The sequence below is a fragment of the Streptomyces sp. NPDC126497 genome, from assembly GCF_040302425.1.
Classification (GTDB): Bacteria; Actinomycetota; Actinomycetes; order Streptomycetales; family Streptomycetaceae; genus Streptomyces.
This window is the reverse complement of record NZ_JBEORT010000004.1, coordinates 10,448-23,752: the sequence shown is the minus strand read 5'-3', so window position 1 is coordinate 23,752 and position 13,305 is coordinate 10,448. Positions and strand designations below refer to the sequence as shown.

Below are 13,305 nucleotides of genomic sequence, written 5' to 3'. Positions count from 1 at the left end.
TCCTGAGTAAAACCTGCTGGTGAGCCGATTGAATGTTCTCCAGTGACAACAGGGGGTTGTCCGGTGAACAACTGAGTGGGAGGGCGCGTGGGCGGCAAGGGGAAGCGACCGGGCCGGCCGTGGGCACCACCGCGGGGATCATGTGCCGAGATCAACGAGCTAGTCGTGCAGGTCCGATCCTGGCTAGGCGAGGCCTCCATCTCAGTGGGTCAGCTACACCAGCGTCTTACGCCCGACCACTTCACGTCCGGTGCCGTGCCGGAACTACGCCGTCTGCGGGACCTTTTAGCCGGAGAAGCGCTGACGTGGGACTTGGTTGAGGCAGTAGCTGATGTCTGCTTCCCTCACGAACCGGCCGGTCGTGCCGAAGAACGTCTCCAGGTGGCCCGGAGTCTGTGGGAACGCGCTCGGGACAGCCCGACTCCGCTCGCGGGAGGTACGCAAGAGCTCGCCCTCGCCCATCAACTGCTGGCTGCCAAGGACCGCACCATTGAGGTGTATGAGGAACTGCAGGTCGTCCGGCAGGCCTACGAGGCCAGCGAGCGCAGCCGGGCTCAGGCACTGCAGATCGCCACGCTCCTGTTCGCCATGCTCGGTCAAGCACAGGCGAAAGCAGCGGAACTGAAACGCCGGGTGGATGCCCTGCAGGAGCTGCCACCAAAGGACCTACAGGCGCATACAGCGCTGGAAGTACGCCTGTCCCGCGCGGAACGTCAACAGACCGACCTGCGCCAGCAACTGGCTCGTGCTGAACGGGAGAGGGACACCGCCCAGCAAGTAGCCGACCATGCCGCCCGCCGCATTCAGAGTCTGGAAGCCGAACTGGCTGCACTACAGGAGTGGGCAGGGGAGGAGAAGCGTGACCTTGCGCAGGAGCAGGCCCCACGGATTGCTCAGCCCGGGCTGCAAGCGATCACTGACGATGACGCGGCCCTCGATGACGTCGATATCGCCTTGGAGAAGGCGCGGGCCGTGCTTGACGAAGAGCACCATGCCGTTCAGCAGGCTGCTCACGACATGGGCTATCAGACTCCACCGGCTTCAACATCTGCCGGTGCACGCACGACGACAATTGTGCCTGGTCAGGTTCAGCACGGGCACGAACCGCTCCCTCTCCATCGAGAGTCCGAAGCACTTGCCGGGTTGTCCCGAACAACTCAGGACAACCCGCCGTCCCGTACTACCGCCCTCGTGCCCGTCACAAAATCACCGCAGCGCCTATCCGGTGATCGGTTACTCTTCGTGGGCGCGGCGACCCGGCGGATCGCCCGCGGCATCGACCTGGACGAGATTGTGATGGGACTGTGCCGGGCGACCGTACCCACGTTCGCCGACCTGATCCTGGTGTACCTGCGGGACCCGCTGCCGGTCGGCGACGAGCGACCGACGGGCCCGCTGGTGCTGCGGCTGCGCCGCAGCGACCGGATCCCGGCGGAGCGGAACAGCGAGGGCGGGCTCGCGCCGGTCGCGCCGCTGGAGCCGTCAGAGCTGGACTCGGTCGGCGCGGAGCTGTGCACGGTGCGGCCCGGCAGCGCGCTCGCCGAGGTGCTGCGCGAGGTCCGCCCGGTGTTCACAGACGCCCCCGCCGCGCGGGCGGCGCTGCCCGAACTTCTCGGCGAGCAGGGCGCCGCGGCCGTGCCGGAGGGACAGCGGGCGATCCTGGCCCCGCTGCGCGGCCGGCGGCGGGTGATCGGGACGGCGCTGTTCCTGCGCGGTCCGGAGCGCGTTCCGTTCGAGGCGGACGACCTGCTGGTGGCGGCACAGCTCGCCACGCACAGCGCGCTCGGAGTGGACCGGACCGTGATGGACAGGTATACGGCGAATATCGCCGGAGAACTCCAACGCAAGATGCTTCCGGTGGCACTCCCGCGCTGCACCGGCGTACGGCTGGCGTCCCGCTACCTGTCGGCCGCGGAGACCGCGCGGGTCGGCGGCGACTGGTACGACGCCATCCCGCTACCCGGCAGCCGGGTCGCGCTAGTCGTCGGCGACGTCATGGGCCACTCCATGACCTCGGCAGCACTCATGGGCCAGCTCCGCACCACCGCGCAGACCCTCGCCGGGCTCGACCTGCCCCCGCAGGAGGTGCTGCACCACCTCGACGAGCAGGCGCAGCGGCTCGGCGTGGACCACATAGCGACCTGCCTCTACGCGGTGTACGACCCGGTCGCACACCGCATCACCATCGCCAACGCCGGCCACCCGCCGCCAATCCTGCTGGAGCTGGGCGGCCGGGCCGAGGTGCTGCGGGTGCCCGCGGGCGCCCCGATCGGCGTGGGCGGGGTGGACTTCGAGGCCGTGGAGCTGGACGCGCCCCCCGGGGGCACCCTGCTGCTGTACACCGACGGCCTGGTGGAGTCCCGGCTGCGGGACGTGTGGACCGGCATCGAGCAGCTGCGGGAGAAGCTCGCCGCGACCGCGCAGCTGACCGGCCCGGACCATCCGCCGCCGCTGGAGGCGCTGTGCGACGAGGTGCTCGACATGCATGGCCCGGGCGACCGGGACGACGACATCGCGCTGCTCGCCGCCCGCTTCGACGGGATCGCGCCGAGCGACGTGGCGTACTGGTTCCTGGAGCCGGAGGACGCCGCCCCCGGCCGGGCCCGCCGCCTGGCACGCAGGACCCTGTCCCATTGGGGCCTGGAGGAACTCAGTGACTCGGTGGAGCTGCTGGTCAGCGAGGTGGTGACCAACGCCGTGCGGTACGCCACGCGGCCGGTCACCCTGCGGCTGCTGCGCACCGACGTGCTGCGCTGCGAGGTCGGCGACGACGTGCCGCAGCTGCCGCGGCTGCGGCAGGCCCGCGCCACGGACGAGGGCGGGCGCGGGCTGTACCTGGTGAACCGGCTGGCGCGGCGGTGGGGTGTGACCCGGCTGAGCACGGGCAAGGTGGTCTGGTTTGAACTTCGTCGCTACGAGTGAGAGGGACCAGGGCGCTGCCGAAAATTTCCCAGAGCCCAACCCGGGTTCCGAGTGCGAAGGCCGGAGGCCGCCTGATCCGACCCCCGGCTCGATGTCCACCTTCCCCACTGCGGCTGAAGCATGGGGCTGGTCGGGCGTCACGTACTGGACGAGAAGGGCTGGCTGCCAGTCATTCGACGTCACCGGTGTCGCAGGCTGGGCACAGTTTCAGATGAATCGGTCGCCCGTGTTCGTCGTTTTGCGGCGTCCCTCCGCTCATGATGAGGTCACTTGACGCCATCGTCGGTCCGATCCCCGGATCCTGTGCCGTTCAAAAACGCGTCGCTGCTGGTCAGGCTGCGTATCCGTACTCGTTGATAACGCCGCCGAGCACTCGGGTGCGGAGGAGTCGGCGCGCGGCCAGGTCGGTCGGGGGCGCTGGGTGCTTGTGGGCGAGGGGTGGAAGCTGTTCCCGGGCCTGGTGCGGGCGATGACGGTTGTAGTGCCGGGCGTAGGTGTCCAGGGCCTGTCGGGCGTGGGCCTCGCTGCATATCAGCAGGTGGTCGAGGACCTCGCGCCGCAGGGTGCCGATGACCCGTTCGCAGTGCGCGTTCATCCGAGGAGCTCGCGGCGTAGTCCTCACGACCTCGATGTCGTCGGCCGCGAAGACTGCATCGAAGGACTCCGTGTACTTCGCGTCCCGGTCGCGGAGCAGGAAACGCAGCGAGTCGGCCCGCACACCCAACTCGATGGCCAGGTTTCTTGCCTGCTGCACCGTCCGGGGCCCGGTGGGATGGACGGTCACGCCGGCGATGTGCAGGCGGCGCGTGCCGTGCTCGAGGAAGACCAACGCGTACACCCGGCGCAGGTCGACGAGATCGATGTGCACGAAGTCGCAGGCGATGATGCCCTCGGCCTGCGCGGTCAGGAACTCACGCCATGTCGGCCCGCCGCGGCGCGGGGCGGGATCGATTCCGGCCTGGCCCGCTCTGAAACACGATTCTGGGGCCTGACCTGGAAGTTCCCAGATCACAGGACTGGCCGGCACAGCATCTGCGACGATCCTTCGATGCCGCTGTCCATCGTCACCGCGCTGGTCCGGAATCTGATCACGGTGCCCGCTGCCGTGCTGCGCAGCCGCGTAGCGAAGGATGCGGAGGTGCTGGCGTTGCGGCACGAGAACGCGGTGCTGCGCCGTCAGATCGCCCGGGTTCGCTACGAGCCCGCCGACCGGGTCTGGCTCGCCGTGCTCTCCCGGCTGATTCCACGCGAGCGCTGGCGTCAGGTGTTCGCGGTCACTCCTACCACGCTGCTGGCCTGGCACCGGCGATTCGTCGCCCGGAAATGGACGCATCCTCAGCGCAGCCGCCCAGGACGGCCCTCCACCGCGCCCGCCATCAAGCAACTCATCCTGCGCCTGGTGAAGGAGAACCACGCCTGGGGCCACCGCCGGATCCAAGGCGAACTCGCCCGCCTCGGCTACTCGATCGCCCGGTCCACGGTCTGGGAGATCCTGCGCGCCGCCGGCATCGATCCCGCTCCGCAGCGCTCCGGCCCGCCCTGGCGTGAATTCCTCACCGCCCAGGCCCACGGCATCCTCGCCGCCGACTTCCTGCACCTCGACACCATCTCCCTCAAGCGCCTGTACGCCCTGGTCTTCATCGAGCACGACACCAGACGAATCCACCTTCGCCGGTGTCACCGCGCACCCCACCGCCCAGTGGACCGTTCAACAGGCGAGGAACCTCGCCATGGCACTGGACCGCCGCATGGATTCTCTGCGCTTCCTTCTCCGCGACCGGGACAGTAGGTACACCAGCGCCTTCGACGCCGTCTTCGAGGCCGACGACGTGGAGGTCCTGCTCAGTCCACCGCGGGCACCCAAAGCGAACGCGATCTGCGAGAGAGCCGTGGGCACCCTGCGCCGCGAGGTCCTCGACCGCGTGCTGATCTACAACGAGGCCCATTCCGTAAAGGTGCTGACCGAGTACAACCAGCACCGGCCGCACCAGTCCCGGCAGCAACTATCCCCCGATAGCACCGAACCACCTGCCCCGGCCATCGTCGCCGATCTCCAGAACCACCGGGTCCGACGAGAATCCATCCTCGGAGGATTGATCAACCAGTATCACCACGCCGCCTGACCGAGCGACATCTCCACAGCTCACTGCATCGAATCGTATTTTCGGACGGGACAGGGTCGTGGTGTCGGTGCAGGTCCGGCGTCTGGTCTGCCCAGTCCTGGGCTGCCCCCGGCAGACGTTCCGTGAACAGGTTCCAGGCCTGATCGAGCGTTATCAGCGGCGCACATGCCGGCTCGCCGACCAGCTTGGCTCTGTGGTGAAGGAGTTAGCGGGCCGGGCGGGCGCCAGCCTCTCTCGTGTCCTGGCTTCCGCGATATCCCGTTCGACCGCCCTGCGGCTTCTGGCCCGCCTGTTTTTGCCCGTGGTGCGGGTGCCACGCGTCCTCGGTGTCGATGACTTCGCGCTCAAGCGCCGCCACCGCTACGCGACTGTCCTGATCGATGCCGAAACCGGCGAACGCATCGACGTACTCCCGAGTCGCGGCGCCGACGCCCTGGAACGGTGGCTACGCGAGCACCCCGGCGTCGAGATCGTCTGCCGCGACGGCTCCGGCGCATACGGGGAGGCCGTGCGCCGGTCCCTGCCAGCTGCAGTGCAGGTCAGCGACCGCTGGCACCTGTGGAAGAACCTGTGCGAGAAGACGCTGGCCGAGGTCCGCTCCCACGGGGCCTGCTGGGCCACCTCGACCGCACCCCGCCCGGTCGGCGTCCACGAGCAGACCACCCGCGAACGCTGGCACCAGATTCACGATCTCCTCGGCAAAGGCGTCGGCCTGCTCGAATGCGCCCGCCGCATGAACCTGTCCCTCAACACCGTCAAGCGTTACGCGCGCACCCGCGAACCCGAGGCCCTGCGTCGGGCGCCCCGTTACCGGCCCACCCTGGTCGACCCCTACCGCGACCACCTGCGCAAACGCCGTGTGGCCGACCCCGCTGTCCCCGTGAAACAGCTGTTCCGGGAGGTCCAGGAGCAGGGCTACACCGGCAGGTTCAACCTCCTCTACCGCTACATCACCCAGGGACGAGCCGAAGGCGACCGGCCCGTCACCACCTCGCGATGGCTGGCCCGCCTCCTGCTCACCCGTCCCGACCACCTCCGGGACAAGGACACAAGCCTCCTCGCCGACCTCACCAAAGCCTGCCCAGAGATGAGCCAACTGGCCTCGTTTATTCGCGAGTTCGCACAGCTCCTCACGCCGGCCGCAGGCAACGACAAGAAGCTCACCGCTTGGATGGTCGGCGTCCGCACGGCCCAGCTGCCCTACCTCCACGCCTTTGCGAACGGTCTCGAACTCGACCGTGCAGCCGTCCACGCCGGCCTCACCCTCCCGCACCACAACGGACGGACCGAAAGCGTCAACACCCGCACCAAGCGGATCATGAGGCAGATGCACGGCCGCGCGGGTTTCGACCTGCTCCGCCACCGCATCCTCCTGCACCGACTGTTACCCTCCGTTACCACCGATTACGGGACAGAGCCACAGCCCGGCCTGTTCGATGTTTGATATTCCGCGCCCTGCGGCGTCGTCGGAGATCGGTGCGTACGCCTCCGCCGGGAGCACGAACGCCTGCTGTGCCTGGATGTACTGGGTGGAGGAGTTGTTCACGTCCCGCTGGCAGCGATCGCACCGTCGCTCCCGTGTAATCCGTCGGACGCCGTTGGCTGCCCGAGCGGAGCATCTGGTTTTCGGATCACGAGCGGTAGTCCGTGTGCGAGTCGGTGACGTCTTCGCCAGCAACGATCGCGCCGTCCCGTCCTGTCAGTCCTTCCGGTGCACTGGGTGGTGTCGCGACTGTGGGCGGTGTGGCGGGTGTGCCGATGTACCGGGTCAGGAGTCGCTCACGTTTCCTTGCGTCACGATCGCTCCTCGCTCACCCGTCGCCTGCTCCCTCGGCGCAGGCGACGCAGCAGGCGGTACAGGCCCAGGGGGCGAAGTCGGGGCAGGCGCCGCGCGCAACTGCCGCAACGACACCCCTACCGCGGCGACTCCGGCCACCGCTCCAACCGCACCCCAGGCTTGGCCGGCCCCCTCCGGGTGCGCGGCCGTCACCCACACCACCAGCCCGACCGCCGCACCGGCCCCCAGCACGGCAAGCCCCCACCAACACGCACGTACTCGCCCCGTCATGCCCCCATGCTCCCCCAAAGACATGATCATTTCCGCCCGTCTGGGAGGGAAAGCCTGGTCCGCAGGAGTGGACGGCTCCCAGGGCGCGGGATGATGCGGCGGTGAGCGATGAGTGGGTGACCCTGCACAGCGGGCCGCTGGACGGCGAGCGCATCTCGGTGGACCCGGACGACCCGGCCCCCGGGGTGGCGATGGTGGCCGACGGGTGCGCGCACCCAGGCGGCCGGTCCTGGTACGCGCCGGACGACACCGGCCGGTGGACGTGGACGGGGACCCCCGTGACCCGCCGGGCGCTCGGCACCGGGCCGACGACGACAGCGGCGGCCGGGGCGGCGGCGGGGGAGCGGCTGCTCCCGGTGGAACGGCTCGCCGTGGTGCCAAACGACCCGGAGGCGATCGGCGGCGGGCAGCAGCTGGCGCAGGACGCCCCGCGGCTCGGACGGCGCGCACTGGGGCCGCGGGGCGCCGGCCTCGAGTAGCGCCCGGGGTTGTGCTGGATGTCGGGGTGTCGGTAAAAACCCTGTCACCAACCGCAAACGGCAGGATGCGCACCATGAGCGACGCAGCGGCAACCATCTTCACTGCCATAGCGGGCGGACTGTTCGCTCTCGCAGTGGCATACATCGGCTACAGGGCTGGTCGGCGGCAGACCACCGACCAGGCCACCGTCGAACACGGCCAATGGCTACGCGGGCAACGCCAGCAGGCCTACCTGGCGTTCCTAGATACTTGGGACACCACGGTGGACGGCTTCCAGCGCCTGCAGCAGTCGTGGGAGCAGCGGGTACGTGAATACCAGCAGGGCGACCAACTCGACGACCCGACTGAGGAACCAAGCCGTCTGCTGGGAGATGCGCGGCACGCGGTCCGTAGGGATCTCGAACGTGTGGAGTTGTTGGGCCCTCGGCGGATCGACGTCGCGGTACGGGCGATGGAGGACGCCTTCCGGGAGATGCGGGACGTGATCGCAGCTCAAATGGCGACCGGCGCGACCTGCCCGCACTGGGATGAGTGGAACCCGGTGACGGTCCGGGCTAACACGGCACGGTTCAACTTCCACGCGGCGGCGATCCGGACGTTGCGGCAGCCGCCAAGCCCGGAGGGGGAGAGTGAGGTCCTGGAGGAGTACTGACTTCGGCTTGTCAGGGTGAGGCTGGGTCGTCGAGGGTCAGACCGGTGCCAGCTATAAAGCCGTCGAGGGTGCCGGGCTGGTACTGGAGGCGCTTGAGCCGGTTGCGTACGAGTGCTTCGAGTCGGTCGAGGGCGACGACGGCGAGGTTGGCCAGGCTGCGTTTGACGTGCGCCCACACCCACTCGACGGGGATGAGGTCGGATGAGTAGGCGGGCATGAGGAACACCGTCAGCCACTTCCACTCGGCGATCAGCTCTCCCATGGCGCGGGAGACGTGGGTGTTCAGTCGGTCCCAGACCAGCACGATGGGCGCCTTGACGAGCTGGTGGACGCCGTCGATCAGCGCGGTGAAGTCCCGCTCTCCCATGCTGCGGCGCGTGCTCTTGCCCGCTCGGTGGGTGCACAGGCGGTGGCACAGCCGGGTCCGGGAGCCGGACCGCATAGCGATCAGCCCGGCCACCGACAAGCGTCCAGAGCGCCGCCCGCTCACCATCACGACCGGGGTGTGGCCGCGCCGGCCCCAGGTGCGTCCCCGGGGCGGCCGACGGGTGAACCCGGCTTCGTCCTCGAGGCAGAGGTAGCCCCCGCAGGCCGCCCGGGCTCTTTTACCTCCGCCCAGGTCGCCTCCCTCCACACAGTGATGGCCCGCTCGTCGCGCTCAGCAACCCCTGCGTGCGGGCACCTGCAGACTGAAGCCGAGCCGGTGCATCAGCCGCGTGGCACCCGAGACGCTGTAGGAGACGTGGAACTTCCGGCCGATCAGCGTGGCCACCCGCGCCGCCGTCCACACCTGGTCCTCCACCCAGCCGTGCGCGGCCGGACCCTGCTCCAGATACCGGGCCAGTTTCTCCAGACAGTGCGGGGACAGACGGCACCGCGAACCGCTCGGGCCACGCGAGACCAGAGCTTCACGACCACCCGCCTGCCACAACTGGTGCCACTGGTAGGCCAACTTCAAGCCCTACCTGCACGAGCGATGGGCCGAAGGCTGTACGAACGCCTGGACTCTCTGGGAAGAGATCAAGACTCACGGCTACACCGGCGGCTACGGAGCCGTCCGCGCCTACCTCCAGCCGTTCCGCACAACCCCGACCGCACCAGCAGCCCGCCCGCCGTCCTCACGCACGGTCACCAGCTGGATCCTGACCCACCCCGATACTCTGCCGGAGAGCGAGCGCCTGAGGCTCAAAACCGTCCTCGCCAGCTGCCCCGAACTGGATGCCGTCACGGGGCATGTCCGCGCGTTCGGGAAGATGCTCACCCAGCTCCAGGGCGACCAGCTCCCGCAATGGATCAAGGCGGTTCACGCCGACGCCCTGCCCAGCCTTCACACCTTCGTCAACGGCCTCGAACGCGATCTCGTAACCGTCACGGCCGGCCTCACCCTGCCGTGGAGCTCCGGCTTCGTCGAAAGCTACGTCAACCGGATCAAAATGATCAAGCGCCAGATGTACGGCCGGGCCGGCTTCGGCCTCTTGCGGAAACGAGTCCTGCTGGCGTCCTGACGGGCCCGTCACGAGCTCTGCTGGAGTCGCTCCGCAGTCTGAGCAGGGGTGTCGTAGTAGCCGGCCGTGCCAGCAGGACCGAGCTGAAGTGGTAGCCCTGCTCTTCCTCGGGCTCATCGTCGGCTGCGAACGGACGCCAGAAGCTCAGCAGCAAGTCCGGGGCAATGAATGAAGCATCGTCGTCAGGATCTTCCTCAATCGAGGTGAACTCGCCCATGCGCTGGACAACCTCGCGGGCCGGAAGCGCGAACACGTCCACACCCTGAAACAACACTCGGTCCGTCTGGGACGACGGCCTTCCCAACTCGATGGCTTCAAGCATGTCTCGCATGCAGTGGATGCTGATCATCAGTCCGCTGGGACGGAAGACGTGCTGCCCCGGCCGATCAGACTCCGAGACCGCAGAGAGATCGCGAAGCGAGTCCAGCGCCGTGTTGGCCGCGTGCCGAGTCATACCGATCCGCAACGGGCCACCGCCGGCCGGTGGGACGAGGTCGAAGTCCATGTGGGCATGATCCTAAACAGGTCTGTCAACGAGTCACGAAAGGGTCATCCAGTCCCGGCAGGTTACAGAGCGTGATAGCTCCACAGAAGTTGGACCAGAACCCGAAGCCATCGACACTCTGCGCCGGGCAGCGCCTCCCGAACTGCCCGAGAAACGCTGCTCCTCGTCATCGGCAGAGCCAGACCATGAAGTGCCTCCGGCCGCGGGTGCTGATCGTGGACATCGCGTTCAGGAGACCGGTTCCCGGCGCGGCGGACCACAGGAGTCTTCCCCGGAGGGCTCTCGGAACGGACAGATCCGCCCCACCGCGGGCTCACCTTTGGGGCTGGTCGGCGTAGGTCTGCACCTGCGTGCGCCGCAGGGTGGCGTACTCGCCGCCGACTGCGAGGAGCGTGTTGTGGGTGCCCTCTTCCAGAAGGCGTCCGCCGTCCAGGACGAGGATACGGTGGGCGGCTCGGGTAGAGCCGAGGCGGTGGGTGATCAGGATGACGGTGCGGCCCTCGCTCAGCGTGCGGATGCGGTCGTAGACGGCTTCCTCCGCGCGGCGGTCGAGGGCGGAGGTCGGCTCGTCGCAGATCAGGACGGGTGCGTCCTTGCGGTGGAAGATTCGGGCGTCGGCCAGGTGCTGCCATTCGAGGGCGAGCCGCTCATGGAGAGCGCCGGGGTGGTGTCCGGCCGGGCGGTCTGGACACGGGTGGTGACCAGATCGGCGACAACCGCCCGGCCGGCGCGGATGAGCCAGGCCGTGGCGGCGCCGCTTGCACATCAGGTGAGCATCTGCGCAGCCGACGTCCTGCCGCCGGACTGGGCGGTGTGCTCGGGCCCGACGGTGATTGTGTCCGCCAGGGTGGCGAGCGCCTTCGGGTAGGGGGGTGCGCTGCGTGCGTGCGGCCTGCCCGAGCACCGGCCACAATGCGGCGCGGCGTGTGCGGGCGAACACCGCGGTACGGCCGCTGACCTTGCCGCAGGTGAACCCGGCACCCCACCTGGCCCCGCACCGCAGCACGCGGTACGGGGCCCACCCGCGTCCGCAGGCGACAACCCGCAAGCCGACTTCCTCGTCCTGATAGCCCTGGCCACACCGGGCAAATGTGTACCGCGCACGGTCGAGCAGACCGTCTACCCGCCAGCACACCGCCCGGCCGGGCCCTGCCGCGCGAGCGCCGTCCTTGCCGCTTGCATAACTGCCCCACCGACCGGACGCGCACGCGAGCGGACCGGTCACATAAATCGACCTACCTTGGTGGACATACCGGGTCCACTGACTGATCCGGCAGGTATGCCGTCCGTTCCTGTTGGGTGAGGTCCCGGTTGATGGCACGACAGATCTTTTCGATCGCTTCGGAGGGAGAGTGGAGGGTTACGTTCCATAGTCGCGCGGTGTAGTCGGAATTACCGGTGGCGAGAGTGCGACCGTCCGGGCTGAGGGCCATCGACCATATCGAGCTGATGCGTTCGGTCAGGGTGGCGACGGCCTCTCCGGCGCTGACGTCCCACAGCCGCATGGACGCCTCGCTGGAGGTAGCAAGAATGCGGCCGTCGGAGTTGAAGGCCACTGAGTTCACATCGTTGGTGTGTCTGGTGAGGATGGTGCGGGTCTTGCCGGTGGCCACGTCCCACAGTCGCACGGTGGCGTCGGCGCTGCCGGTGGCGAGGGTGCGGCCGTCGGAGTTGAAGGCCACTGAGTTCACATCGTTGGTGTGTCCGGTGAGGATGGTGCGGGTCTTGCCGGTGGCCACATTCCACAGTCGCACGGTGGCGTCGGCGCTGCCGGTGGCGAGGGTGCGGCCGTCCGGGCTGAAGGCCACCGAGTTCACCGAGTCGGTGTGTCCGGTGAGGGTGGTGCGGGTCTTGCCGGTCCTGGTGTCCCACAGCCGCGCGGTGCGGTCGGCGCTGGCGGTGGCGAGGGTGCGGCCGTCCGGACTGAAGGCCACCGCCCATACCTGACCGGTGTCCTCAGTCAGGGTGGTGCGGGTCTTGCCGGTCCTGGTGTCCCACAGCCGCGCGGTGGTGTCGGAACTGGCGGTGGCGAGGGTGCGGCTGTCGGGGCTGAAGGCCACCGAGTTCACCGAGTCGGTGTGGCCGGTCAGGGTGGTGCGGGTCTTGCCGGTGGCCACGTCCCACAGCCGCGCTGTGTCGTCATTGCTGGCGGTGGCGAGGGTGCGGCCGTCCGGGCTGAAGGCCACCGAGTTCACCTCGTCGGTGTGGCCGATGAAGGCTGTGCGGGTCGCACTAGTCACATCCCACAGCCGCGTGGTGCGGTCGGCGCTGGCGGTGGCGAGGGTGCGGCCGTCGGGGCTGAAGGCCACCGAGAACGCCACGTCGGAGTGCCCGGTCAGGATAGTGCGGATCTTGCCCGTGGTCACGTCCCACAGCTGCACTGTCTCGTCGCTGCTGCCGGTGACGAGGGTGCGGCCGTCGGGGCTGAAGGCCACCGCCCACACCGCACCGGTGTCCTCAGACAGGATGGTGCGGGTCTTGCCGGTCCTGGTGTCCCACAGCCGCACGGGTTCGTCGGAACTGCCGGTGGCGAGGGTGCGGCCGTCGGGGCTGAAGGCCACCGAGAACGCCACGTCGGAGTACCCAGTCAGGGCGATGCGGGTCTTGCCGGTGGTCACGTCCCACAGCCGCACGGTTTCGTCGTAACTGGCGGTAGCGAGGGTGCGGCCGTCGGGGCTGAAGGCCACCGACAACACTCCATAAAGGTGTCCGGTGAGGGCGGTGCGGGTCTTGCCGCTGCTGGTGTCCCACAGTCGCACTGTCTTGTCGCTGCTGCCGGTGGCGAGGGTGCGGCCGTCGGGGCTGAAGGCCATCGAGTCCACCGAGTCGGTGTGTCCGGTGAGGGTGGTGCGGGTCTTGCCGGTCCTGGTGTCCCACAGCCGCACGGTGCGGTCGGCGCTGGCGGTGGCGAGGGTGCGGCCGTCAGGGCTGAAGGCCACCGCCCACACCTCACCGGTGTGTCCGGTGAGGGTGGTGCGGGTCTTGCCGGTCCTGGTGTCCCACAGCCGCACGGTGCGGTCGGCGCTGGCGGTGGCGAGGGTGCGGCCGTC

General features: G+C 68.7%; 6 protein-coding genes and 5 pseudogenes. 6 read left to right on the top strand and 5 right to left on the bottom strand.

Annotation, left to right across the window (positions count from 1 at the left end; all coding sequences use genetic code 11):
* Window positions 1-831: 831 nt before the first annotated feature.
* Window positions 832-1,014 carry a hypothetical protein gene (locus tag ABTY20_RS03605; protein WP_351995367.1) on the bottom strand — a complete coding sequence of 61 codons (183 nt, stop codon included), beginning with the start codon at window positions 1,012-1,014 and terminating at the stop codon, window positions 832-834.
* 135 nt (window positions 1,015-1,149) lie between these two features.
* On the opposite strand from ABTY20_RS03605, the pseudogene ABTY20_RS03600 reads away from it, so the two are divergent.
* Window positions 1,150-2,922: pseudogene (locus tag ABTY20_RS03600) on the top strand (SpoIIE family protein phosphatase); the annotation flags it as partial.
* Between the two features lie 331 nt (window positions 2,923-3,253).
* On the opposite strand, the pseudogene ABTY20_RS03595 reads toward ABTY20_RS03600, so the two are convergent.
* A pseudogene (locus ABTY20_RS03595) lies at window positions 3,254-3,880 on the bottom strand (integrase core domain-containing protein); the annotation flags it as partial.
* A gap of 90 nt (window positions 3,881-3,970) precedes the next feature.
* Between ABTY20_RS03595 and ABTY20_RS03590 the strand changes: the two are divergent.
* From ABTY20_RS03590 to ABTY20_RS03575, 4 genes and pseudogenes are all read left to right on the top strand, one after another.
* Window positions 3,971-5,045, top strand: a pseudogene (locus ABTY20_RS03590) (integrase core domain-containing protein).
* Between the two features lie 52 nt (window positions 5,046-5,097).
* Window positions 5,098-6,420: pseudogene (locus tag ABTY20_RS03585) on the top strand (ISL3 family transposase); the annotation flags it as partial.
* Between the two features lie 794 nt (window positions 6,421-7,214).
* Window positions 7,215-7,592, top strand: a complete 378-nt coding sequence (locus ABTY20_RS03580) for a hypothetical protein (protein WP_351995526.1) — start codon at window positions 7,215-7,217, stop codon at window positions 7,590-7,592.
* A gap of 74 nt (window positions 7,593-7,666) precedes the next feature.
* Window positions 7,667-8,245, top strand: a complete 579-nt coding sequence (locus ABTY20_RS03575; protein WP_351995366.1) for a hypothetical protein — start codon at window positions 7,667-7,669, stop codon at window positions 8,243-8,245.
* A 10-nt stretch (window positions 8,246-8,255) separates the two neighbouring features.
* Here the strand turns inward: ABTY20_RS03575 and ABTY20_RS03570 are convergent.
* Window positions 8,256-9,200: pseudogene (locus tag ABTY20_RS03570) on the bottom strand (IS630 family transposase); the annotation flags it as partial.
* Window positions 9,201-9,210: 10 nt separating this feature from the next.
* Between ABTY20_RS03570 and ABTY20_RS03560 the strand changes: the two are divergent.
* A complete protein-coding gene (locus tag ABTY20_RS03560) occupies window positions 9,211-9,750 on the top strand; it encodes a transposase (RefSeq protein WP_351995518.1) in 540 nt (179 codons plus the stop codon).
* 818 nt (window positions 9,751-10,568) lie between these two features.
* Here ABTY20_RS03560 and ABTY20_RS03555 read toward each other — a convergent pair.
* Window positions 10,569-11,021, bottom strand: coding sequence for an ABC transporter ATP-binding protein (locus tag ABTY20_RS03555; RefSeq protein ID WP_351995363.1), 453 nt, complete (start codon window positions 11,019-11,021; stop codon window positions 10,569-10,571).
* Window positions 11,022-11,490: 469 nt separating this feature from the next.
* On the bottom strand, window positions 11,491-13,305 hold a 1,815-nt coding region (locus ABTY20_RS03550; RefSeq protein WP_351995362.1), incomplete at its 5' end, for a WD40 domain-containing protein.

What these genes read in the sequence shown, in the direction of transcription:
- ABTY20_RS03575 (WP_351995366.1), top strand. Translation starts at nt 7,667, where the DNA reads ATGAGCGACGCAGCGGCAACCATCTTCACTGCCATAGCGGGCGGACTG.
- ABTY20_RS03555 (WP_351995363.1), bottom strand. Translation starts at nt 11,021, where the DNA reads ATGTGCAAGCGGCGCCGCCACGGCCTGGCTCATCCGCGCCGGCCGGGC.